The organism is Pseudomonas sp. W22_MBD1_FP4, assembly GCF_052113765.1.
Lineage (GTDB): Bacteria > Pseudomonadota > Gammaproteobacteria > Pseudomonadales > Pseudomonadaceae > Aquipseudomonas > Aquipseudomonas sivasensis.
In genome coordinates this window covers 144,726-166,428 of the sequence record NZ_JBGQOI010000007.1, presented here as the reverse complement: position 1 = coordinate 166,428, position 21,703 = coordinate 144,726, and the positions used below count along the sequence as shown (strand labels likewise).

Below are 21,703 nucleotides of genomic sequence, written 5' to 3'. Positions count from 1 at the left end.
ACAATGTCGCTGGGTCAGACCTCATTATTCGCCGACGCTGATCTTCAGGCCGGCGGCTATAGCAAAGGGTGTCAGGGTTACCGCCAGGGCGGTCAGGCTACCAAGCCACAGGAGGTAACCGGTCGCCGGCATGCCCATGAGCGCGGCCTGCAAAGCGCCGCTGCCAAGGATCAGTACCGGGATATACAACGGCAGAATCAACAGGGCCAGTAGCAGGCCACCACGCTTCAAACCGACGGTCAACGCTGCGCCCACGGCCCCCAACAGGCTGAGCACTGGCGTGCCGAGTAACAAGGACAAAAGCAACACCGGCAGGCATTCGACGGGCAAGCCCAGCATCATCGCCAACAGCGGCGAGAGCAAGACTAGCGCGAGGCCGGAAAAAGCCCAGTGTGCCAGCACCTTGGCCAGTACCAGAAGTGGCAGAGGGTGCGACGAAAGGACCCACTGTTCCAGGGAACCGTCTTCGAAATCACTGCGAAACAGCCCGTCCAGCGAGAGCAGGACAGACAAAAGGGCCGCGACCCACACCAGCCCCGGCGACAAGGTTTGCAACAGTTTAGTCTCGGGGCCGACCGCCAGCGGGAACAGCGCAATCACGATGGCAAAGAACACCAGCGGGTTGGCCAATTCAGCCGGGCGACGGCACAACAGCCGTGCTTCGCGGGCGACCAGCAGGGCGAAGACACTCATGCCGACCACCGGCCCAGATCAAGGTCGCGGTAACCGGCGGGCATGCGCGCCAGGGTGTGGTGGGTGGTGAGCAAGACGGTTCCGCCCTGCTCGCAATGCAGCGCCAGGTGCTCTTCCAACTGGGCGACGCCTTGTTTGTCGAGGGCGGTGAAGGGTTCGTCGAGAATCCACAGTGGCGGGCCCGGCAGGTACAGGCGCGCCAGGGCCACGCGGCGCTGTTGGCCGGCGGACAGGGTGTGACAGGGAACGTCTTCGAAACCCTTGAGGCCCACAGCGGCCAGGGCCTGCCAGATGGCATCGCGGGAAGCAGGATGGTGCAGGGCGCTGAGCCAGCTGAGGTTTTCTTCGGCAGTGAGCACGTCCTTGATGCCGGCCGCGTGGCCGATCCAGATCAAGTTGCGTGCAAGCTCGGTGCGCTGTTCGTTGAGGGGCTTGCCGTTAAGCCGCACTTCACCGGCCGTGGGTTGCATCAACCCGGCCAGCAGGCGCAGCAAACTGGTTTTGCCGCTGCCGTTGGGACCGCTGATCTGCACCATATCGCCACCCGCCACACGCAGGTCGAGGTGCTCGAACAGCAGGCGCAAGTCGCGTTCACAGGAGAGCGCTACGGCTTCAAGAAGAGGGCTGGTCAAGAGATCGCGGGCCTTTACGGTTCAAGTCGGCGGTGCAGCGGCCGTTATAGAAAGAAGCACAATAACGGCTTTGGCGACCGATTTTAGAGAGCTGGATCAAATAGTTGTGAGGTTTTTAGCGCTCTCTTTGCAGACGGGCGGCATTATACATGCGATGCCCTACGCTAAAGAGGGCAATTTCCCCAGAGACGATGCGCACGATGACCGGCGAGATCAACCTTCCTACGCTTCCTCCCACCCCGGCAGCCGGGCAAAGCTCCGCGCCTGCGCCTGGGGCACTGCTGAAACTGCTGGAGCCGCAGATTGGACTGATCGACCCTGGGAAAACCGCGAATGCCGAAGTCATCGCCCTTAAACAAGGCGGTGAAGCCTTTCAGTTGCTGCTCAAGCTGACCTTGGACGGCGGCCGCCAGACGCTGGTGCAGGCCAGCAGCGCGCAGCCCTTGCCCTTAGGCAGCAATGTGGCGGTGAGCCAGACGCCAGCGGGCAATCTGACCCTCAGCCTGCAACAGGCTTTGAGTGCCAACGTCGCCGCCCTCACCCGCATCGATACCGCCAAAGTCCCGGAAGGTACGTTGTTGCAAGCCAAGGTACTGACCACTCAGATGCTGCCACAGGGCACGGCGCAACCGGCGATCTATCGTTCGTTGGTGACGGTGCTGAATAACGCCCTGGCCGGCGCGACACTGACGGTGGAAAGCCCACAGCCGTTGCGCGTAGGCAGCCTGCTCAGCGCCGTGGTGCAGAACGCGCAGACCTTGAATTTTGTGCCGCTGAGCGGGCTCAAGGATCAATTGGCGGTCACCCAGCAACTGTCGACCCAGCAAAGTCGCCAGGGCTCCCTGGATGCGGTGTTCACTGCCCTGCAAAACCTGCCCCGTGGCGATAGCACCTCCGCCGACCTGCGCGCCGCCGCCGACCGTTTGCTCGCGGCGCTGCCCGATCTGGCACAGGTCAGTAACCCCAAAGTCCTGGCCCAAGTGATTCAGAACAGCGGCGCCTTTCTGGAGGCCAAATTACTCGCAGGACAGAATCCCCAAATACCACCACTGGACATGAAGGGCGCACTGCTGCGCCTTGTCGCGGACTTATTGCCCGCCCTGCCCGCCAGTACCAACCTCAACGCCATTCTTGCGGCCAACACGCTGGCCCAGGTATTGCCCAATTTTGTGCGCAGCCCACTGAACACGCTGGGCCAAGTCAGCGCGCGGCAGGCACCGGTCAGCTTTCCACTGCCCGAGCGGCTGATGGCGAAGCTTGAAGGCGAAGGCGACCTGGAAAACCTGCTGCGTCTGGCAGCCGGGGCCATTTCCAGGTTACAGAGCCACCAACTGTCGAGTCTGGAACAGACCGGCACCACCGCCGATGGCCGCCTGCAAACCACCTGGCAGTTGGAAATCCCTATGCGCACGCTGCAGGACATCGTGCCGTTGCAGGTCAAGTTCCAGCGCGAAGAACCGGCGCCAGACAAAGACCAGCCCGAACGCAAAGACCGCAAAGACCCCAAGCAAATGCTATGGCGCGTCGAGCTGGCATTCGATATGGAGCCGCTGGGGCCGTTGCAGGTCCAGGCACAACTGACCCAGGGCAAACTGTCGAGCCAACTGTGGGCAACACGCCCGTTCACCGCCAGCCTGATCGAAAGCCATTTGGGCAACTTGCGCGAGCGGCTGGTGACTTCGGGCATCAACGTCGGCGACCTCGATTGCCACCTGGGTACGCCACCACGCGGGCCGAAAACCGGACTGGAGCAACGCTGGGTGGATGAAACCGCATGAAGAACTCCAACCCACCGCGCCAGGCGATTGCCCTCAAGTACGACGGCCAGCAAGCGCCGACCCTGACCGCCAAGGGCGACGATGCCCTGGCCGAAGCCATCCTCAAGTTGGCGCGGGAAAATGAAGTGCCGATCTATGAAAACGCCGAGCTGGTAAAGCTGCTGGCGCGCATGGAACTGGGCGACAGCATTCCGGAGGAGTTGTACCGCACCATCGCGGAAATCATTGCGTTTGCCTGGACCTTGAAGGGCAAGTTCCCGGTGGGCTATGACCCGGATGCGCGGCCTGTGGAGCGGGACGTCACGGAGCGTGGCGACGACTACTGAATAGCCACAGGCACACAAAGGTCCAAATGTGGGAGGGGGCTTGCCCCCGATGGCAGAGTGTCAGTCACCTGATGTGTGGCTGAAGCACCGCTATCGGGGGCAAGCCCCCTCTCCCATTTGGACTTGTGTTCAGTTCAGGACTTCGCTCAGCGGGATGAAATTAACCCGATCACCGAGTGCCAGCGTCGTCCCTTCCAACACCTCCACAAACCCCTCCGCCCACGCCGCGCTGCGCAGCACGCCAGAGCTTTGGTTACGGTAGATGATCGCCTTGCCCTGCTCGATGCGCCCACGCAGATACTCGCGACGATTGCCCGGTTTCGGCCAGACGAATCCCACCGGAACTTCGAACCGCAACGGCTCCACGTCGGCCACACCTTGGCGACGCAGGATGTAGGGGCGCGCCAACAGTGCGAAAGTCACCAGGGTCGAGGCCGGGTTACCCGGCAGGCCGATCACCGGCACGCCACGGAAATGCCCGACCGTCAGTGGCTTGCCAGGTTTGATCGCGAGCTTCCACAGGGCCAGTTCGCCTTCTTCACGCAGGGCGATGCCAAGGAAGTCCGCTTCACCTACCGACACGCCACCGGTGGACAGGATCAGGTCGACACTGCCCAGGCCCGCCAATCGCGTGCGGGTCTGTTCCAAGTCATCCGGCAGGATCCCGGCGTCGATCACTTCACAGCCCATGCGTGAAAGCCAACTGCACAGCACGCGACGATTGCTGTTGTAGATCTGGCCGGGCCCCAGCGGCAAGCCGGGCTCGATCAACTCGTCGCCGGTGGACAGCACGGCCACGCGCGGGCAGCGCACTACATTCAGACGATCACAGCCGAGGGACGCAGCCAGGCCCAGCTCAATCGGGCCCAAGCGCGTTCCGGCTGACAAAACGAGTTCACCGACCGTGGTTTCCTGGCCCTGAGGGCGGATGTTCTGGTCGGCGTGCAGGGGCTCGGTAAAGCTCACGCGCTCATCGGCGTGAACCACGGCATTTTCCTGCATCTCCACGCAATCGGCGCCTTGCGGCACCGGTGCGCCGGTGAAGATGCGCGCGCAAGTGCCCGCGGCCAGAGGTTCAGGCGCCTGACCGGCAAAGATGCGCTGGCTCACCACCAGCGGCTCACCGGTCCAGTCCGCCAGGCGCAGCGCGTATCCGTCCATGGCACTGTTCGGCCACGGCGGCAGGTCGAGGGTGGAGACCAGATCCTGCGCCAATACCCGGCCATCACACTCGGCCAGGGGCAAGGCGTGCGGCTCACGGATCGGCGCAGCTTCGGCCAGCGCCAACAGGTGCTGCAGCGCCTCTTCCACGGGCATCAGCGCGCCGGTCTTGCCAGGCTTACCCACGGGATTCACAAGGCGCGGCCTGTTTCAGGTGCGGGACGAAGTTGCAGGGGCGATGGCGGTTGTCCAACTGCTCGGCAAGAATGCCGTCCCAACCCGTGCGCACCGCATTGGTGGAACCCGGCAGGCAGCACACCAGGGTGCCATTGGCCAAGCCGGCCAGGGCACGAGATTGCACGGTGGAGGTGCCGATGTCGGCCACGGATATCTGGCGGAACAGTTCGCCAAAGCCGTCGACCTGCTTGTCGAGAAGGCAGCTCACGGCTTCGGGAGTGCTGTCACGGCCGGTGAAACCGGTGCCGCCGGTGATCAGCACCACTTGCACCACGTCTTCGGCAATCCAATGGGCAACCTGGGCGCGGATCTTGTAGAGGTCGTCCTTGAGCAGTACGCGCTCGGCCAGGTTGTGCCCGGCGGCGGTGAGGCGGTCGACGAAAACCTGGCCCGAGGTGTCGGTGTCCAGGGTGCGGGTGTCGCTGACGGTCAATACAGCGATATTCAGGGGTACGAAGGGCGCATCAGCCTTGGCTTTCATGGCACGGTCCGGTTGTCGGAGGAACAGCCCGGTGTTATATCACAGGCCCCTATTTACCTGCCGCAGCGGAACCTTTATGTCGTTAGATTCTTCGCCCCTTCCCTGCTCGATTTTGCTGTTATCCGGCGGGCGCGGCCAGCGCATGGGCGGCCAGGACAAAGGTCTGTTGGCATGGCGCGGCCAGCCATTGATCGCGCATCTGCAGCGCTTGGTGCGAGCGTTGACGGATGACCTGATCATCTCGTGCAATCGCAACCAGGACCTCTACGCGCCCTATGCCGACACGCTGGTGAGCGACGACAGCCCGGACTTTCCGGGCCCGCTCGCCGGTATCCGCGCCGGGCTCGCCGCAGCGCGCCATGAGCACCTGCTGATATTGCCGTGCGACGTGCCGGCTATCGACGCGATCCTACTGACCGACCTGCTTAAGACCGCGCGGCAAAACCCATTGGTGCCCGTGATGGTGCGCCACGGCGAATTCTGGGAACCCTTGATCTGCATCATCCCTACACACCTCAAAACCGAGGTAGAACAGGCCTGGCAAGCCGGCGAGCGAAGCCCGCGCAAGATATTCCTGCAATTGGGCGGCGTGGGGCTGGAGTGCCCGGCGGATGACCCACGGCTGGCCAACCTTAATACGCCGGAGCTGTTACAGCCGAGCTCTGACGTGTCAGAATGAACTTTCGCACAAGGAACTTTGGCGACGCCTTACGCGTCTCAAGGTCAGCAATTAAAAAGTATTCTCTCGGAGACAAACCCATGACTCAACGGACCATCGCCGCTCTCATGCTTGCACTGGGCATCGCCACCCTCGCCGGTTGCGCCTCGCCGACAGTGATCACCCTGAATGACGGTCGCGAAATCCAGGCCGTCGACACCCCTAAATTCGATAAGGATTCGGGCTTCTACGAGTTCGAACAACTGGACGGCAAGCAGACCCGTATCAATAAAGATCAGGTCCGCACCGTTAAAGACCTGTAAGTCTTAGCGTTTGCCTACAAGGCCCGCCTCGCGCGGGCCTTGTCGTTTCCGGGGGTTACCAATCGAGGGTGATCTGGCTGCGAAAACGACGCTCTTCGCCGGTGACCGGGTCGATAAACCGTACGCCCTGGGCCAGCAGCTTGAGCGGGTTGGCGTAATCGTCGACGGCATCCTTGAGCACGTCCGGGTAGAACGGGTCATTGCAGATGCTCGCCCCCAGCGCGGTCATGTGCACGCGCAGTTGGTGCTTCTTACCGGTCACGGGAAACAGGCCGTAGCGCCATAGATCACCATTTTTTTCCCGCACCTCCACCGCCGTTTCGGTGTTGCTGGCGCCCTCGCCTTCCTGCATGCGGAAGAAGGGTTCGCCGTCCACAAGGCGACTTTTGTGCACCAACGGGAACGTCAAACCAGGTAAGGCCGGGGCAATGGCTTCGTAGAATTTATCGATCTGGCGCTTGGGGAACAATTGCTGATAGGCCGAGCGGCTGGCGGGGTTGGCGGAGAACAGCACCAGCCCGGCGGTGTGCCGGTCGATACGGTGCAGGGGTACCAGCGACGGATTATCCAGGCGGCGAATCAGGCGGCGCAGCAGGGTTTGCTCGACGTACTCTCCGGCCGGGGTCACGGGCAGGAAATGCGGTTTATCCGCCACCACCAAGTGCTCGTCGGCGTACAGGATGGTTTCCTGCACCGGGATCACCTTTTCGTTCGGCACTTCACGGAAGTAGTAAATGCACAGACCTTCCTTGTAGGCGAGGTCTAGCTTGATGGGGCTGCCGTTGATATCCAATACCCGTCCGCGGGCGATGCGGTCCAGCCAGTGCTCACGGCTGATCGCCGGGAAGTGCTCGCACAGGCAATCGAGCACGGTCGCCCAAGGGCCTGGCGGCAAGTAGAGAGTGCTGGCTTGGTGTTGGGACGCGGAAAAACCGGAAGTGGACATGCCGATGCTCGAAGCCTTGAAAAAACCGATGGGCATTATCCCGCACGACGCGGGATTGAGCCTAGGGCGGATCTCAGGCTTTGGCTAATTGCGTGCGCAGGATCGGCGACGCACTGGCCGCTTCGGTGAATTCCTTGAGCCAACGCAGCACATCCACCGCTTCCCAGCGACCGGGATCGTACAAGGCGTAGAGCAAGCCCTGATAACCCACCACATCCAGTTGCTTGTGGTAACCGGCGCGCTGGAACAACGCTTCGATCTCCGCGAAGCAGGTATTGAAATGCACTTTGTTAAAGGGCGTCTTGCCTTCCGTGACCAAGCCATCGAGGCGCAGCTCGTTCACCGCGTCGCGCACGACGTCGGCGGACATGCGATTGACGCTGCTTTTCAGTTGTTCAACATTCACCACGGGCGTTCCCTCTATTCAATCGCTGTACAAACATACAGTAACGTAATAATTGGAAACCCGCCATCGCATAAACGTCAGCGCAGGAAGGCAACGACCTGTTCAGCGTCAAAGGGCCAGTCCAATTCGGCGCCGGTATCCACCCGTCGAAGCACCGGAATCCGCAGCCCATAGAGGTCGGTGAGATCTTGGGGATCGGTGATGTCAACCAGCTCCACCAACAGCCCGTGTTCGACGAGCGGCATGATTTCGGCTTCGGCAATCTCACAAAGATGGCAACCCAGGGTGCCGAACAACTGGCATTCAGGAAGCATGGCGAAAGGACCTGATCAGAAAACAGATCAACATTCTAGGCTTGCGTAAGACCCGTGGCGAGCCGATAAACCCTGACACAGATCAGCATGACGTATAACTGATTCAGCGATTCTCGCGGCTTTTTGCCCGCTCACCCTGCAACGGAGATGCTCGTGTTCGCCAACCTGCTGATCATTTTGGCCTCATCCCTTGTGGTGATTGCGCTGTTTCGCCGACTGCAACTGCCGCCCGTTCTGGGCTACCTGTGTGTGGGCCTCGCCGTGGGACCTACGGCGCTGGACTGGGTGAATGACAGCGAAGAGCTTCCCGACCTCGCCGAGCTTGGCGTGGTGTTCCTGTTGTTTTCCCTGGGCCTGGAGTTCTCCCTGACAAAGATGCTCGCCCTGCGCCGCGTGGTCTTTGGCCTGGGCAGTTTGCAGGTGCTGGGGTGCAGTGCGCTGCTTGGAGGCTTGTTGATGGCATTTGGTGTGGCGCCCGGCATCGCGTTGCTGCTGGGTGCGGGCTTGGCATTGTCGTCCACGGCCATCGTCAGCAAAGAGCTGACCAGCCTCGGAGAAATTTTCAGCAGCCATGGCCAGAACGCGATTGGCGTGCTGCTGTTCCAGGACGTGGTAGCCGTGTTGCTACTGACCTTGGTGCCCGTGTTTGCCGGCAGCAGCGATCAAGCCTGGTACTGGGCGCTGCCGCTGACGCTGGGTAAAACCGTGTTGCTGTTTGTTGGCCTGCTGCTGGCCAGTCGCTGGTTGTTGCCGCGCCTGTTCCATGAAGTCGCCGCGTCCCACTCGGCGGAGCTGTTTGTGTTGCTTGCACTGGTGATCGTGTTGCTGACCGCCTGGCTCACCCATTTGCTCGGTCTGTCGCCGGCCCTCGGCGCCTTCCTGGCCGGCATGCTGCTGGGCGAAAGCCATTACCGCCATCAGATCGAAGCGGATATCCGACCGTTTCGCGACATCCTGCTGGGGCTGTTTTTCGTCAGTATCGGCATGTTGATCGACCTGCAATTGTTCATCAGCCACAGTCTGCTGATCCTCGGCCTGACCCTCGCGCTGATGCTGATCAAGGGGTGCGTGGTAGCGGTGCTGGTCAAGCTGCGGGGCAGCGACAGCGAAACCGCCTGGCGCAGCGGCTTGGCCCTCGCCCAGGGCGGTGAGTTCTGTTTTGCGTTGATGGCGCAAATGCAGCAAAGCCGGCTGATCCCGGATGAATTCAATGGCTTGCTGCTCGCCGCCACATTCTGCTCGATGCTGCTGACGCCACTGCTGTTGCGCGCCGCCCCGGCGATTGCCCTGCGCCTGCACCGCAAACCCAACCAGCAAGTGCAACTGGAGGAAATCACCGCGCTCAATGCTGAGTTACGCGGCCATGCAGTGATCTGTGGCTACGGCCGTGTCGGGCAGTCCATCGGGCGCTTTCTGCGGCGGGAACAACAAGCCTTTATCGCCCTGGACGACGACCCGGAACGGGTACAGGAAGCCGCCACCGAGGACAGCAGCGTGCATTACGGCGACTGCCGTCGCGGCGCCCTGCTCAGTGCGGTGGGCCTGGAACGCGCGCGGTTGGTGGTCATTGCCGTGGACAACAGCGATGTCGCCCTGGTGGTGTTGAAAGAGGCGCGCCGTATCAACCCTGAGGTGCCGATTCTGGTGCGCACTCGCGATGACAGCCAGTGGGCCGAACTGAAAGCTGCGGGCGCCAGCGAAGTGGTGCCCGAACTATTGGAGTCGAGCCTGATGCTCGCCTCCCACGCCCTGATCCTGCTGGGCCTTCCGGACCACCAGGTACAGGCGCGGGTCGATGAAGTGCGACACAACCGCTATCGCCTGCTGCACGGCTCTTTCACGCCGCCGAACAGCGACGATCAATCCTGACTGACCGCGCCGATCTTGTGGATCGACAGGTCCGCACCGTAATACTCCTGCTCCTGACTCAGGCGCAGGCCACCGACGCGTTTGATCACCCCATACACCAACAGGCCGCCGCCGAACGCGACTGCCACGCCGAGGCCGGTGCCGATCAACTGGCTGACCAGGGTCACGCCACCCAGGCCGCCCAGCGCGGTCTGGCCAAAGATGCCGCAGGCAACCCCACCCCACACACCGCACAGGCCATGCAATGGCCACACGCCCAGCACGTCATCGATTTTCCAGCGATCCTGGGCGGCGATAAAGCACCAGACAAACAGCCCACCGGCGACTACACCGGTGACCAGCGCGCCTACCGGGTGCATCAGGTCGGAACCGGCGCAGATCGCCACCAGCCCGGCGAGCGGGCCGTTATGCAGAAAGCCTGGGTCATTACGGCCGATCACCAGCGCAGCAACGGTGCCGCCGACCATCGCCATCAACGAGTTGACCGCCACCAGGCCACTGACGCCGTTGAGGGTTTGCGCGCTCATCACGTTAAAGCCGAACCAGCCGACGATGAGAATCCAAGAACCCAGCGCCAGAAACGGAATGCTCGATGGCGCAAAGGCGACCAAGCGTCCTTCCCGATAACGTCCGTTACGCGGGCCCAACAGCAACACCGCCGCCAGCGCCAGCCAGCCGCCCATTGCGTGCACCACGACAGAACCGGCGAAGTCATGAAAGCTGGCGCCAAAGGTGGCGAGCAACCAGGCTTGCAGGCCGAAATTGCCATTCCAGACCATGCCTTCGAAAAACGGGTAGATAAACGCCACGATCAACGCAGTAGCGCACAACTGCGGAGCAAACTTCGCGCGCTCGGCAATGCCGCCGGAGATGATCGCGGGGATCGCTGCCGCAAACGTCAGCAGGAAGAAGAATTTCACCAAGCCATAGCCATGGTCCGCGCTGATCACTGCCGCCGGTTGCATGAAGCTCACGCCGTAGGAGATCCAATAGCCTATAAAGAAATAGGCCAAAGTAGAGATGGCGAAGTCGCTGAGGATCTTCGACAGCGCGTTGACCTGATTTTTTTGGCGAACGGTGCCGACTTCCAGGAATGCGAAGCCGGCGTGCATCGCCAGTACCATGACCGCGCCGATCAGGATAAACAGGGTGTTTGAACTGTGGACCAGAGTGTCCACCGCACTTTGCAAATTTTCCATGAAGGTTGGCAGGCCTGCATTAAAGGCAAAAAGCACCAAAGCGGTTCAAGCCACGGTTGCGCGCACTAAATTGGCACCGCCGGTACCGCCCCTCTTCACAGGGCGTGAACCGCTTTAGCGCAGCGATCAACACAACAGGCTGTTGCCGACAGGGTTTTTCCGCGAGTTTCAGTTATTTAAGGTAAGGTTTTTGATGGCTTGAGGCCTTACCGCCCAGATTCAGCGCAGGCACCCGTGCATGCGCACCAAGGCAAAGCAAAAGCTGTACCACGCAATTGCAGTGAACCTTCACCGACGCCGGTGACTCGAAACCACACGTACCGATCAGCCAATCACGGAGATAACCATGGCCAGAAAAACAGCACAGACAGCCCAAGAGATACTGATGGCGGATTTTCAAACCCTGGTCAGTGATACCGAAAAACTACTGGATGACACCGCGATCCTGGCGGGTGATCAGGCCGACGAGCTGCGCAGCAAGATTCATGAAAGCTTGCTCAAGGCCCGTGAAACCCTGCAACTGACCGAAGACTCCCTGCGCGAGCGCGGCCAAGCTGCGGTCACCGCTACTGAAGACTACGTACAGGCCAACCCCTGGCAGTCGGTGGGTATTGCCGCTGGCGTGGGCTTTCTGATCGGCCTATTGGCTACAAGGCGCTAACATTATGTCTATCGGCGAAAGCGGCTCGGCCACGGGCGCAAGTTCTACCTCAAGACGCCTGGGCGCGGCCGTTCTAGGCTTGCTGCACAGCCACGTCGAACTGTTCGGCATCGAATTGCAGGAGCAGAAAGCACACACCGTCAGCCTGCTGCTGTTTGCCGGCTTGGCCTTGGTGTTTGCCCTGTTGTTGCTGGTCGGGTTGTCGACGCTGGTGATGATCCTGGTCTGGGACACTGGCTACCGTCTCACCGGGATCATCTGCCTCTGCTTGTTCTACAGCCTGGCCGCCGCGTTCTGCGGGGTGCGCTTGAAAGCAGCAGTTTTCGATGAGTCCACGCCCTTCCACGCCACGCTTGAAGAGCTGGCCAATGATCGGGAGCGCCTGCTGCCATGAGCATGACTGAGATCCCGCACAACACATCCCGTCGAGAAATGCGCAAGGCACTGATCCGTCTGCGCATGGAAATGCACCGCCAGGAAATCCGTCATGAGTCCCAACAATTGATGGCTCCGCTGCACAAAGTGCGCGACATGCGCCACAACTGGCAGGACAGCCTGGGCATCAAGCACGCGCCGCTGTGGGGCGTGGCGGCAGTGACGCTGATGGGCTTCTTTACCGGGAAGGGTGCCAAGGGCGGCAGTATCAGCAGCGTGACCCGGCTGGTGCGGCTGGGCGCAGGTTTGATCCCGCTGATCAAATTAGCGATGGCAGGTACTTCCCGAAAAGGATGAGCCCTGCTGGCTGCATTCTTGCAAACAGAATCGGCCCGGCCTTCGTCATTGAAGGCCGGGCCTCTTTTTTTCGCTACCTCTCATAAGGAGGTCCTGTGATTGACGGGCAACCGCTCGCCTGCTTCCAGCCGTTTATTGACACTGCCACCGGACGCATTGCCGGCGTCGAGGCCTTGGGTCGCCTGCGCCAGGCTGACGGCAGCTTGCAGTCTGTGGGCCCATTGTTCGCGGACCCGCGCACGCCAGGCACGACGTTGCGACGCCTCGACCGTCAGATCCGCGACAATGCCTTGAGCCGCCTGCATGAAGCCCCCGACGATTGGTTTCTAAGCCTGAACATCTCGCCCCGCTGGATCAACCGGTTGCGTCCGGGCCAGGCCCTGCCGAGCTTGAAACAAATCCACGCCCACGGCGTTGACCCGCAGCGCGTTGTGTTCGAGATCACCGAACTGGGTGGCGATATCCAGCGCCTGGCCGATGTGGTCGCGCGTTATCGCGAGGCCGGTGCGCGTATTGCCATTGATGACTTCGGTGCCGGCTATTCCCAGCTTGACCGGGTGCTGGCGTTGCAGCCGGATATCCTCAAGTTGGACATGCGCCTTTTCCAGGAAGCCGCCAAGGGCGGGCCAAGCAGTGACGTCGTGCGGGCGCTGGCGCAGATGGCGGAAAAAACCGGCTGTTGGATCATTGCCGAAGGCGTGGAAACTGAAGCGCAACTGAGCTTTGCCCTGGAATGCGGCTCGCGCTATGTACAGGGCTATCTGTTCGCTCAGGCACAGCTGGATTGGTTTGCCACCGACGCCTTCGTGCCACGCTTTGCCCAACTGCGCGCAGCGTACGTCCAGCAGAAGCTGGCAGAGCGTGGACGCATCATGGACCTGCGCCAGCAGTTGGCCGAGCTGATGAAAATCCTGCAAAGCTGGGCCCTGGGCCAGGCACCGCTTAGCCAGTTACCACAATTGCAGGATTTCCCATGGCTGCTGCGCTTTTATCAGTGCGACCGACATGGCACGCAACTCACGCCGAACTTCGAATGGCGCCAGGACGCCTGGCAGGCCGACACGCGTTACCTGGGCCACAACTGGTCATGGCGCCCGTATTTCTATCACCTGCTGGCCGAAGGTTGGGACGAGCGGCGCCTGACCTTGTCGTCGACGTATCGCGACGCCACCACCAACCAGTATTGCCTCACTGCCGGACAATTCTTCGATAACGGTCAGCGCTTGCTGTTAATTGATATCGACGCCGCCGGGTTGTAGATTTTCGCTTGCCCCGCCAAGGTGGAACCGGGAAGCTGGGAGGGTCATTCACCGCACGGAGAGTACCCGCCTTGGATTGGCCTACCCTGCTTACCCGCGAACGGCTTGGAAAGCCCCTGCACAGCCCGGAAGAACTCGGCCGCAGCCCTTTTCACAAAGACCATGACCGCATTATTTTCTCCGGCGCATTTCGCCGCCTGGGCCGCAAGACCCAGGTGCACCCGGTGTCCAGCAACGACCATATCCACACCCGCCTGACCCACTCCCTGGAAGTCAGTTGCGTGGGCCGCTCACTCGGCATGCGCGTCGGCGAAACCCTGCGCAGTGCACTGCCCGACTGGTGCGAACCGAGTGATCTGGGCATGGTGGTGCAATCAGCCTGCCTGGCCCATGACATCGGCAACCCGCCGTTCGGGCATTCGGGCGAAGACGCCATCCGGCACTGGTTCCAACAGGCCGCCGGGCGTGGCTGGCTGGACGACATGAGCAGCGCCGAGCGCAACGACTTCCTCAATTTCGAAGGCAATGCCCAAGGCTTTCGGGTACTGACCCAGCTTGAATACCATCAGTTCGACGGCGGTACACGACTGACCTACGCGACCCTGGGCACCTACCTGAAATACCCCTGGACCGCTCGCCACGCGGACGCCCTGGGCTACAAGAAACACAAGTTCGGCTGCTACCAGAGCGAACTGCCGATCCTCGAACAGATCGCCCACAAGCTCGGTCTGCCGCAACTGGAAGAACAACGCTGGGCCCGTCACCCATTGGTCTATCTGATGGAAGCCGCAGATGACATCTGCTATGCCCTGATCGACCTGGAAGACGGCCTGGAAATGGAGTTGCTGGAATACGCCGAAGTCGAGTCGCTGCTGCTCGACCTGGTAGGCGACGACCTGCCGCAGACCTATCGGCAATTGGGATCTCAGGACTCGCGCAGACGCAAGCTGGCGATCCTGCGCGGCAAAGCCATTGAGCATTTGACCAACGCGGCGGCGCGAGCCTTCGTCGAACAGCAGGATGCCTTGCTGGCCGGCACCCTGCCCGGCGACTTGGTGGAGCATATGCACGGGCCGGCCAAACGCTGCGTGCTGGATGCCAAAGACATGGCGCGCAAGAAAATCTTCCAGGACAAACGCAAGACCTTGCATGAAATTGGCGCCTATACCACGTTGGAAATACTGCTGAACGCTTTTTGCGGCGCGGCATTGGAGCAGCATGGCGGACGAACGCCCTCCTTCAAGAACCGGCGTATTCTCGACCTGCTGGGTAACAATGCACCGAACCCGGCTTGGCCGTTGCACGCCTCGTTCCTGCGCATGATCGACTTTATCGCTGGCATGACCGACAGCTATGCCACCGAGATGGCGCGGGAAATGACCGGGCGTTCGAGCCCTCAGTAACGCCATTTATCAAGTTGCTTGTTCCCTGAAGAGAATCGCCCTACGACGGGAACAGAGCGGCCTGATCGAATTCGCACAAACTCCCGAGGAATAATCGCTCACGCTCCGGGCAAATCTGGCGAACAGTTCCTACATGCCCTCCATCGACGCTTCACTCACCGTGTGCCCTCTATGCCCAATTACCCCCTTCGAATCCTGTTGGTGGAGGACCATCCCTTTCAACTGCTCGCCACCCAGTGCCTGCTCAAGAGCTTTGGTTTTGAGCAACTGACCCCGGCGGAAAACGCCGGACAGGCAATCCGTTTGATGACGCAGGCCCAAGCGCCCTTCGACATCCTCCTGTGCGACCAGTGTCTGCCCGACCTGCCCGGGCTTGAGTTGATTGAAATCGCCAGTCGCCAATGCTTTATAAAGGCCGCCATCTTGCTCAGCGGGCTTCCCGAGGCAGAACTGTCAGCGCTGCATAACCAAGCCCTTGAACGTGACCTGCCATTGCTCGGCTATTTGCAAAAGCCGTTGAATAAAGATGAACTTGCAGGCTTGATCCATATATTACTCACGCTATAAGTGTAGGAACTTAAACAAACTAGGCCGTCGAAAAGTTTACGTATAAGTGTCGCAAACTCCTTGCAATCACACGCTAACCCATCCCCTTGGGAAACCCTGGCCGCTCGTCTCGCGACGCCTTCACGCCCGGTAGGGCTTTACCTTTTTTAATGTAGGAACTTTCCTGTTTTATACCTGCACCCCCTCAAGTTCATGCTTACCCCTCACCTTCTGAGCTAATGTGCCCGCTTTATTTGCACTTGCATGGAATATGATCATGAACACAGTTTTTATTATTGATGACCACCCCGTTATAAGACTGGCCATACGCATGTTGTTGGAGCACGAGGAAAACTTCAAAGTAGTCGGCGAAACGGATAATGGATGCGACGCGATACAAATGGTCCGCGAATGCATGCCGGACCTGATCATCCTGGACATCAGCATTCCTAAACTCGATGGACTCGAAGTGCTTTGCCGGTTCAACGCCATGAGCGCTTCGATGAAAACCCTGGTTTTGACGGCTCAATCCCCCACTCTCTTTGCCACACGCTGCATGCGTTCGGGGGCCGATGGTTATGTATGCAAGGAAGGCGATCTGAGTGAACTGATGAGCGCCATCCGTGCCGTACTGTCCGGCTACAACTATTTCCCCAGCCAGGCCTTGAACGCCAACGATGAGAGCTGCAAGGAACTTGAACTGTTCAAGGCCGTTAATGATAGAGAGTTGATGGTATTGCAACTTTTTGCACAAGGCCGAACCAACAAGGAAATCGCAAAAGGCATGTTCCTGAGTAACAAAACCGTAAGCACATATAAAAAGAGGCTGATGCAAAAACTTCAAGCCAAGTCCTTGGTAGAACTTATCGAGTTGGCAAAACGAAACGCGCTAGTGTGAGAAACCGGATGCCCAGGCGTATAAAGGACTATTTGATTATATTGAGTGCCGGCTTGTGCTTCAGCACCGCTGTGCCTGCGACACCTCCAGCGAGCACGGAACATTTCAACCTATTGAGTCGAGCAAGCTCCGTACAGCTGGAAACCCACTTGGACAAGGGCCAGCGCCAATGGCTCCAGAACAAACGCGAACTGGTGCTGGGCACTGCGTTCCCTGACTACCCACCTTTTGACCTCACCTCCAGCGGGCGCGACTATGAGGGACTCACCGCTGATTACGCTGGCTTGCTGGCCATGGCACTGGCCTTGCCGGTGAAAGTGATGCGCTACCCCTCCCGAGAAGCCGCCATTCGTGCCCTCGAAGCAGGGGATATCGACTTACTGGGCTCTTCCAACAGCTTTGAAGCGGCAAAACCTAACCTGATCCTGTCGGAACCCTATGCCGTGGATCGACCCGTCCTGGTGACCCGCGAAGGCGAAACCCGCAGTCTGAGCGAGGGGTTGGCCGGGATGCGCCTGGCACTGGTCTACCACTATCTACCACTGGCGGAGGTGGAAAAGCTGTACCCCAAAGCCGTCATCCGCGCCCACCCCTCTTACCAAAACGCTTTGAATGCAGTGGCTTTCGACCAGGCTGACGTCTTTCTCGGCGATACCATTTCCACCCACTACATGATCAACAAGGGCTACCTGAAAAACATCCGCATGGCCAACTTCGGCAAACATGAAGCCTATGGGTTCAGCTTCGCAATGCTCCAGGACCAGCAAACACTGTTGAGCATCGTCGACGCGGCACTGAGGGCCGTGCCGACCACCGAACGGGAGGCGATCGCCAAGCGCTGGAGTGCCGGCAGTGACATTCTGCTAACCGACCAAAAGCTGCAATTGACCCTGCGCGAAGAACGTTGGCTAAAGGATAACCCGGTGGTCAAGGTGATCGTGAACCCCACCTTTGCGCCGCTGACGTTCTTCGACAACGATGGCAACTTTCGCGGAATCACCGCTGACCTCCTGGAACTGATTCGCCTGCGCACCGGGTTGCGCTTCGACATCCAGCGCGCGCGTGATGTGGACACGATGATCGAACAGGTCGAGGCCGGCAAAGCAGACATCATTGGCGCTATCGCCCCCAGCGTCGAGCGGGAAGCCCAACTGAACTTCAGTCGCCCCTACCTGGAAAACTCCTACGTAATGTTGACGCGTAAGGACGGCCAGGCACCTACAAGCCTGGAGGAAATGTCGGGCAAACGACTGGCGATTACTCAAGGCAGCCCACTGAAGAAACTCCTGATTGAGCAGTTCCCAAAGATTCAATTAGTAGAAACGGGGGACACGTTCAAATCAGCCGAACTCCTCGTACAAGGCAATGTTGAGGGGGCCGTGAATACTCTGGTAGTCGCCAACTACTTCCTGACCTCGCAGATGTTCCAAGACAAGATTCAAATCAGCTTCAGCATTGGCACAATGCCCGCCACCTTTGGGTTGGCAACATCACGCAGCGCCACCGAACTCAGTTCGATCCTCGACAAGGCCTTGCTCAGCGTCGCCCCTGACGAGTTGGGTGTGATCAATAGCCGTTGGCGCGGCTATACCGCCGCCTCCGACAGCTACTGGCGTGACTATCACCAACTGATTGCGCGCATCATCATCGGCACCGGGTTGTTGTTGCTGATTTCACTGAGTTGGAACGCTTACATGCGCCGCCAAATCAGGCACCGGAAAATGGCCGAGCGCGCCCTCAATGACCAGTTCGAGTTCATGCGCGCACTGGTCAATGAAACCCCGCATCCGATCTACGTGCGTGATAACAAGGGACTGTTGCAGACCTGCAACGATAGTTACCTGCAGGTGTTCGACGTCAAGCGCGAAGACGTGATCGGTAAAAGCGCAGTTCAGATCAGTACAGCTCTTGCGGCAGAAGCGGCGCAATATCATGCCGACTATCAACGTGTGGTGGCCGAAGGCAGGCCAATGATCGTGGACCGCACCCTGCATATTCGTGGACAGAAACTGACGATCTACCACTGGATCCTTCCCTACCGCGATTCCGTCGGTGAAGTTCAGGGCATCATCGGTGGCTGGATCGACATCAGCGAGCGACGTCAGCTGTTCGACGAACTTCGCACCGCCAAGGAGCGAGCCGACGAAGCCAATCGCGCCAAAAGCACGTTCCTCGCCACCATGAGCCATGAAATCCGTACGCCTATGAACGCGGTGATTGGCATGCTGGAGCTGACCCTCAAGCGGGCAGACCAGGGCCACCTTGATCGGCCGGCCATCGAAGTGGCCTACAACTCGGCCAAGGATCTGCTGGAGCTAATCGGCGACATCCTGGACATCGCACGTATTGAGTCCGGTCGCCTCAGCCTGGCGCCCGAACGCGTCAACCTGAGGGAGGTGATCGAATCGGTAGTGCGTGTATTCGACGGCCTGGCACGCCAGAAGAGCCTTAGCCTGTTGCTGGAATTCACGCCAGACCTAGAAGACACCGAAGTCCTGATTGACCCCCTGCGCTTCAAGCAGGTGCTGTCCAACTTGATCAGCAATGCGATCAAATTCACTGAACGTGGCCAAGTAAAAATCAAGGTGCATGTATCCAACACTGAATTGGCGCAGCAGATCGAGATGAAGCTGGTGGTGGAAGATACCGGCATCGGCATCAGCCGGGACGATCAAACGCGTCTGTTCGAACCCTTTGCCCAGGCGGACAATTCGGGACATCTGGCCAGGAGCGGTGCGGGCCTGGGGCTGGTGATCTGCCGCAGCCTGTGCGCGATGATGGGTGGACAACTAAGCCTGAGCAGCGTGCCTATGGTCGGCACCCAGGTGCATGTGAGCCTGAAGATGAATCGCCTGCAGGCACTGCCGGTAGTCGACGAACTCAAGCCAACAACACCCGCCAGCGTGTCTGTGCTCAATGTACTGGTGGTTGATGATCACCCGGCGAATCGCCTGTTGATGTGCCAGCAACTCGGCTACCTGGGCCACCAGTTCACCGCTGCCCAGAACGGCGCGGCGGGCTTCCAGGCCTGGCGCCAGGAGCACTTCGACTTGGTAATCGCCGACTGCAATATGCCGATCATGAATGGTTACGAGCTGAGCTGCTCAATCCGTGAATACGAGCAACGCGAGAATCTAACCCCTTGTGTGGTACTGGGCTTTACCGCCAATGCCCAGCCAGAAGAGAAAAAACGCTGCGCGCAGGCGGGCATGAATGACTGCCTGTTCAAACCTATCAATCTCACGGCGCTGGAGCAGCAACTGGCGAAAATCAGTCCTCAACCCACCGGCCTGATCCAGGATATTGGCAACTTCGAGGCCCTTACCGGTGGCGATCCGCAGATGAGTCGTCTGCTGCTGGAGGAGTTGCTGAGCAGCAGTCGTCAGGATCGCCAGGAACTGGTCGCACTGATGGTTGCGCAGGCATCGCCCCAGGACATCATCGAACAGGCTCACAAGATCAAGGGCGCGGCTAGAATTGTCCAGGCCAGTACGCTGGCCTCGCGGTGCGAAGCCCTCGAACAGGCCTGTGCCCGTGGTGATGACAGGCCCTTGATCGAAATAGGCGTGAAGTCATTGGAAAAGCTGATGTTGGAACTCGAAAGGATGCTGCAAGAGCGGCTTCAAAGACTGGATGGCCAATAAGGGGCGGGTTGCGCCCCTCACTTGATCAGCAGTCGGTCAAGCGGAGGAAAATTGCCGCCAACTGTTCGATTCCGGCCTGATCCTGAGGGGTAAAGCGGGCCAACGACGGGCTATCGAGGTCGAGGACGCCGATCAACTTACCGTCCTTGAGCAGTGGCACGACCAGCTCACTGTTAGACGCGCTGTCACAGGCGATATGTCCTGGGAATGCATGCACATCCTCTACTCGCTGGGTCTGCTGCGACGCTGCAGCAGCGCCGCAGACCCCTCGGCCAAACGGAATACGCACACAAGCGATCTGCCCCTGGAAGGGGCCAAGCACCAGCTCTTCATTGCGATTGAGGTAAAAGCCGGCCCAATTCAAGTCATCCAGCTGGCTAAAGAGGAAAGCGGAAAACTGCGCGCTGTTGGCGATGAAATCGCGCTCATCGGCCAGCAGCGACTCCAATTGGGCACACAGTAGGGCGTAGCCACCGAGACCAGTGCCGGCTTGTTGTAAATCGATCATGGTTGACGCTCCAGTAATTTGAGACCTACCCAGTAACGGGCAAATTGATACGCGCAGCGGCCGTTGCGGTTACCGCGCCCGGTCGCCCAGCGCACCGCGAGAATGTCGAGGGCTTCGTCGCGCTGCCATTGCAAACCGGCCTTGCTCGCTAGCTCACCGATCCAGTGCTCGACCACATCCAGGAAATGCTCTTGGGTGAACGGGTAGAAGGACAGCCACAAGCCAAAACGGTCTGACAAGGCAATCTTGTCTTCCACGGCCTCGCTGGGGTGCAGTTCCCCATCCACCCTCTTCCAGTTGTCGTTGTCACTCTGATTTTCCGGCACAAGGTGACGGCGGTTGGACGTCGCGTACAGCAGCACGTTTTCAGGCGCCTGTTCCAGGGAACCATCCAGCACGCTCTTGAGCACACGGTAGTCGCCCTCGCCGGCTTCGAACGAAAGGTCATCACAAAACAGGATGAAACGCTGCGGCAGCTTGAGCAGTTGCTCAACCACACGGGGCAAATCCGCCAGGTGGTCACGCTCGATTTCGATCAGGCGCAAACCGGCCTTCGCGTGATGAGCGAGCAACGCGCGCACCATGGACGATTTACCGGTGCCGCGCGAGCCCCACAGCAACGCATGGTTGGCAGGCAGTCCATCAAGAAACTGCTGGGTGTTACGCGCCAATGTTTCACGCTGCTTGTCTACACCGATCAGGTCGGAAAGACGCATGTCCAGGCTTACGTCCAGTGGCAACAGAAAACCGCTTCGGCCTTCGCGCTGCCAGCGGGCGGCCAGACAGTGGCTCCAGTCGATGGCTTGGCGTGGCGCGGGCAACAAGGGCTCCAGGCGAGCGAGCACTGCATCGGCTCGCTCCAGAAAGGCATTCAATCGAGAATCCACGATTATTCCTCTGGCAAGTTCTTGTAAAAGATGGCGTATTGGCAACCCTGCGACAGACCGCTTGGGGCTGCGTAAAAAACGGTTCATGCCGGGCAAGCCTAAGCCTGTGGATGTTCAGCTATGCTTGCCGGGCGAAGGGAAA

At 59.8% G+C, this 21,703-nt stretch carries 23 protein-coding genes; 13 read left to right on the top strand and 10 right to left on the bottom strand.

Going from position 1 to position 21,703, the window contains the following annotated elements:
* Positions 1-24: 24 nt before the first annotated feature.
* On the bottom strand, positions 25-693 hold the full coding sequence (gene ccmB / locus ACEN2T_RS11790; protein WP_003189951.1) for a heme exporter protein CcmB: 669 nt from the start codon (positions 691-693) through the stop codon (positions 25-27).
* On the bottom strand, positions 690-1,325 hold the full coding sequence (gene ccmA / locus ACEN2T_RS11785) for a cytochrome c biogenesis heme-transporting ATPase CcmA (RefSeq protein ID WP_122765337.1): 636 nt from the start codon (positions 1,323-1,325) through the stop codon (positions 690-692). Before ccmA ends, ccmB begins: the two co-directional genes overlap by 4 nt.
* Before the next feature lie 200 nt (positions 1,326-1,525).
* Here ccmA and fliK point away from each other — a divergent pair, with 200 nt between their 5' ends.
* Both fliK and ACEN2T_RS11775 read left to right on the top strand, forming a co-directional pair.
* Complete coding sequence (fliK, locus tag ACEN2T_RS11780) at positions 1,526-3,103, top strand: flagellar hook-length control protein FliK (protein WP_122680111.1); 1,578 nt, start codon at positions 1,526-1,528, stop codon at positions 3,101-3,103.
* Positions 3,100-3,429: an EscU/YscU/HrcU family type III secretion system export apparatus switch protein gene (locus tag ACEN2T_RS11775; protein ID WP_032889094.1), complete on the top strand. Its 330-nt coding sequence runs from the start codon at positions 3,100-3,102 to the stop codon at positions 3,427-3,429. Before fliK ends, ACEN2T_RS11775 begins: the two co-directional genes overlap by 4 nt.
* A 129-nt stretch (positions 3,430-3,558) precedes the next feature.
* On the opposite strand, the gene ACEN2T_RS11770 is transcribed toward ACEN2T_RS11775, so the two are convergent.
* Together ACEN2T_RS11770 and moaB are read right to left on the bottom strand one after the other, a co-directional pair.
* The gene (locus tag ACEN2T_RS11770) at positions 3,559-4,785 is read right to left on the bottom strand and encodes a molybdopterin molybdotransferase MoeA (RefSeq protein ID WP_095184238.1); all 1,227 of its coding nucleotides are present in this window, start codon (positions 4,783-4,785) and stop codon (positions 3,559-3,561) included.
* The gene (moaB, locus tag ACEN2T_RS11765) at positions 4,769-5,308 is read right to left on the bottom strand and encodes a molybdenum cofactor biosynthesis protein B (RefSeq protein ID WP_032889090.1); all 540 of its coding nucleotides are present in this window, start codon (positions 5,306-5,308) and stop codon (positions 4,769-4,771) included. The genes ACEN2T_RS11770 and moaB overlap by 17 nt, the downstream gene beginning before the upstream one ends.
* Before the next feature lie 76 nt (positions 5,309-5,384).
* On the opposite strand from moaB, the gene mobA reads away from it, so the two are divergent.
* Entirely contained in the window at positions 5,385-5,987 is a 603-nt protein-coding gene (mobA, locus tag ACEN2T_RS11760; protein ID WP_122680113.1) for a molybdenum cofactor guanylyltransferase MobA, read from the top strand.
* An 80-nt stretch (positions 5,988-6,067) separates the two neighbouring features.
* Complete coding sequence (locus ACEN2T_RS11755; RefSeq protein WP_032889086.1) at positions 6,068-6,289, top strand: YgdI/YgdR family lipoprotein; 222 nt, start codon at positions 6,068-6,070, stop codon at positions 6,287-6,289.
* 55 nt (positions 6,290-6,344) lie between these two features.
* Here the strand turns inward: ACEN2T_RS11755 and ACEN2T_RS11750 are convergent, their stop codons facing one another.
* The 3 genes from ACEN2T_RS11750 to ACEN2T_RS11740 all read right to left on the bottom strand — a co-directional run bounded on the left by ACEN2T_RS11750 (position 6,345) and on the right by ACEN2T_RS11740 (position 7,955).
* Positions 6,345-7,235 (bottom strand): pseudouridine synthase, encoded by an 891-nt coding sequence (locus ACEN2T_RS11750; protein ID WP_442116798.1) that lies wholly within the window; start codon positions 7,233-7,235, stop codon positions 6,345-6,347.
* Between the two features lie 73 nt (positions 7,236-7,308).
* A complete protein-coding gene (locus ACEN2T_RS11745) occupies positions 7,309-7,644 on the bottom strand; it encodes a hypothetical protein (protein WP_032889084.1) in 336 nt (111 codons plus the stop codon).
* A gap of 74 nt (positions 7,645-7,718) precedes the next feature.
* Positions 7,719-7,955, bottom strand: coding sequence for a glutaredoxin family protein (locus ACEN2T_RS11740; RefSeq protein WP_095184236.1), 237 nt, complete (start codon positions 7,953-7,955; stop codon positions 7,719-7,721).
* 147 nt (positions 7,956-8,102) lie between these two features.
* Here ACEN2T_RS11740 and ACEN2T_RS11735 point away from each other — a divergent pair, with 147 nt between their 5' ends.
* The gene (locus ACEN2T_RS11735) at positions 8,103-9,824 is read left to right on the top strand and encodes a cation:proton antiporter (protein WP_032889081.1); all 1,722 of its coding nucleotides are present in this window, start codon (positions 8,103-8,105) and stop codon (positions 9,822-9,824) included.
* Here ACEN2T_RS11735 and ACEN2T_RS11730 read toward each other — a convergent pair.
* A complete protein-coding gene (locus tag ACEN2T_RS11730) occupies positions 9,815-11,023 on the bottom strand; it encodes an ammonium transporter (RefSeq protein WP_442116780.1) in 1,209 nt (402 codons plus the stop codon). The two genes, ACEN2T_RS11735 and ACEN2T_RS11730, sit on opposite strands and share 10 nt — an antisense overlap.
* A 346-nt stretch (positions 11,024-11,369) precedes the next feature.
* Here ACEN2T_RS11730 and ACEN2T_RS11725 point away from each other — a divergent pair, with 346 nt between their 5' ends.
* The 8 genes from ACEN2T_RS11725 to ACEN2T_RS11690 all read left to right on the top strand — a co-directional run bounded on the left by ACEN2T_RS11725 (position 11,370) and on the right by ACEN2T_RS11690 (position 20,166).
* The gene (locus ACEN2T_RS11725) at positions 11,370-11,684 is read left to right on the top strand and encodes a DUF883 family protein (protein WP_032889079.1); all 315 of its coding nucleotides are present in this window, start codon (positions 11,370-11,372) and stop codon (positions 11,682-11,684) included.
* 4 nt (positions 11,685-11,688) lie between these two features.
* Positions 11,689-12,078 (top strand): phage holin family protein, encoded by a 390-nt coding sequence (locus ACEN2T_RS11720; RefSeq protein WP_442116779.1) that lies wholly within the window; start codon positions 11,689-11,691, stop codon positions 12,076-12,078.
* Positions 12,075-12,416: a hypothetical protein gene (locus ACEN2T_RS11715; protein ID WP_032889075.1), complete on the top strand. Its 342-nt coding sequence runs from the start codon at positions 12,075-12,077 to the stop codon at positions 12,414-12,416. Before ACEN2T_RS11720 ends, ACEN2T_RS11715 begins: the two co-directional genes overlap by 4 nt.
* A 95-nt stretch (positions 12,417-12,511) precedes the next feature.
* On the top strand, positions 12,512-13,675 hold the full coding sequence (locus ACEN2T_RS11710; protein ID WP_095184234.1) for an EAL domain-containing protein: 1,164 nt from the start codon (positions 12,512-12,514) through the stop codon (positions 13,673-13,675).
* Positions 13,676-13,746: 71 nt separating this feature from the next.
* Positions 13,747-15,078, top strand: coding sequence for a deoxyguanosinetriphosphate triphosphohydrolase (locus ACEN2T_RS11705; protein ID WP_032889071.1), 1,332 nt, complete (start codon positions 13,747-13,749; stop codon positions 15,076-15,078).
* Positions 15,079-15,249: 171 nt separating this feature from the next.
* Entirely contained in the window at positions 15,250-15,645 is a 396-nt protein-coding gene (locus tag ACEN2T_RS11700) for a response regulator (protein ID WP_081797772.1), read from the top strand.
* 256 nt (positions 15,646-15,901) lie between these two features.
* A complete protein-coding gene (locus tag ACEN2T_RS11695; protein ID WP_032889068.1) occupies positions 15,902-16,522 on the top strand; it encodes a response regulator transcription factor in 621 nt (206 codons plus the stop codon).
* A gap of 8 nt (positions 16,523-16,530) precedes the next feature.
* Positions 16,531-20,166: a transporter substrate-binding domain-containing protein gene (locus ACEN2T_RS11690; RefSeq protein ID WP_442116778.1), complete on the top strand. Its 3,636-nt coding sequence runs from the start codon at positions 16,531-16,533 to the stop codon at positions 20,164-20,166.
* Between the two features lie 25 nt (positions 20,167-20,191).
* On the opposite strand, the gene ACEN2T_RS11685 is transcribed toward ACEN2T_RS11690, so the two are convergent.
* Together ACEN2T_RS11685 and ACEN2T_RS11680 are read right to left on the bottom strand one after the other, a co-directional pair.
* Positions 20,192-20,674 (bottom strand): GAF domain-containing protein, encoded by a 483-nt coding sequence (locus ACEN2T_RS11685; RefSeq protein ID WP_032889067.1) that lies wholly within the window; start codon positions 20,672-20,674, stop codon positions 20,192-20,194.
* The gene (locus tag ACEN2T_RS11680) at positions 20,671-21,561 is read right to left on the bottom strand and encodes an ATP-binding protein (RefSeq protein ID WP_032889064.1); all 891 of its coding nucleotides are present in this window, start codon (positions 21,559-21,561) and stop codon (positions 20,671-20,673) included. The genes ACEN2T_RS11685 and ACEN2T_RS11680 overlap by 4 nt, the downstream gene beginning before the upstream one ends.
* Between the last annotated feature and the right edge of the window lie 142 nt (positions 21,562-21,703).

Excerpts from the sequence above, each read along its gene's own strand:
- ACEN2T_RS11685 (WP_032889067.1), bottom strand. The coding sequence starts at position 20,674 with ATGATCGATTTACAACAAGCCGGCACTGGTCTCGGTGGCTACGCCCTA.
- ACEN2T_RS11695 (WP_032889068.1), top strand. The coding sequence starts at position 15,902 with ATGAACACAGTTTTTATTATTGATGACCACCCCGTTATAAGACTGGCC.
- ACEN2T_RS11720 (WP_442116779.1), top strand. The coding sequence starts at position 11,689 with ATGTCTATCGGCGAAAGCGGCTCGGCCACGGGCGCAAGTTCTACCTCA.
- ACEN2T_RS11715 (WP_032889075.1), top strand. The coding sequence starts at position 12,075 with ATGAGCATGACTGAGATCCCGCACAACACATCCCGTCGAGAAATGCGC.
- ACEN2T_RS11750 (WP_442116798.1), bottom strand. The coding sequence starts at position 7,235 with ATGTCCACTTCCGGTTTTTCCGCGTCCCAACACCAAGCCAGCACTCTC.
- moaB (WP_032889090.1), bottom strand. The coding sequence starts at position 5,308 with ATGAAAGCCAAGGCTGATGCGCCCTTCGTACCCCTGAATATCGCTGTA.
- ACEN2T_RS11755 (WP_032889086.1), top strand. The coding sequence starts at position 6,068 with ATGACTCAACGGACCATCGCCGCTCTCATGCTTGCACTGGGCATCGCC.
- fliK (WP_122680111.1), top strand. The coding sequence starts at position 1,526 with ATGACCGGCGAGATCAACCTTCCTACGCTTCCTCCCACCCCGGCAGCC.
- ACEN2T_RS11775 (WP_032889094.1), top strand. The coding sequence starts at position 3,100 with ATGAAGAACTCCAACCCACCGCGCCAGGCGATTGCCCTCAAGTACGAC.
- ACEN2T_RS11700 (WP_081797772.1), top strand. The coding sequence starts at position 15,250 with ATGCCCAATTACCCCCTTCGAATCCTGTTGGTGGAGGACCATCCCTTT.
- ACEN2T_RS11735 (WP_032889081.1), top strand. The coding sequence starts at position 8,103 with ATGCTCGTGTTCGCCAACCTGCTGATCATTTTGGCCTCATCCCTTGTG.
- ACEN2T_RS11725 (WP_032889079.1), top strand. The coding sequence starts at position 11,370 with ATGGCCAGAAAAACAGCACAGACAGCCCAAGAGATACTGATGGCGGAT.
- ccmB (WP_003189951.1), bottom strand. The coding sequence starts at position 693 with ATGAGTGTCTTCGCCCTGCTGGTCGCCCGCGAAGCACGGCTGTTGTGC.
- mobA (WP_122680113.1), top strand. The coding sequence starts at position 5,385 with ATGTCGTTAGATTCTTCGCCCCTTCCCTGCTCGATTTTGCTGTTATCC.
- ACEN2T_RS11690 (WP_442116778.1), top strand. The coding sequence starts at position 16,531 with ATGCCCAGGCGTATAAAGGACTATTTGATTATATTGAGTGCCGGCTTG.
- ACEN2T_RS11740 (WP_095184236.1), bottom strand. The coding sequence starts at position 7,955 with ATGCTTCCTGAATGCCAGTTGTTCGGCACCCTGGGTTGCCATCTTTGT.
- ACEN2T_RS11730 (WP_442116780.1), bottom strand. The coding sequence starts at position 11,023 with ATGGAAAATTTGCAAAGTGCGGTGGACACTCTGGTCCACAGTTCAAAC.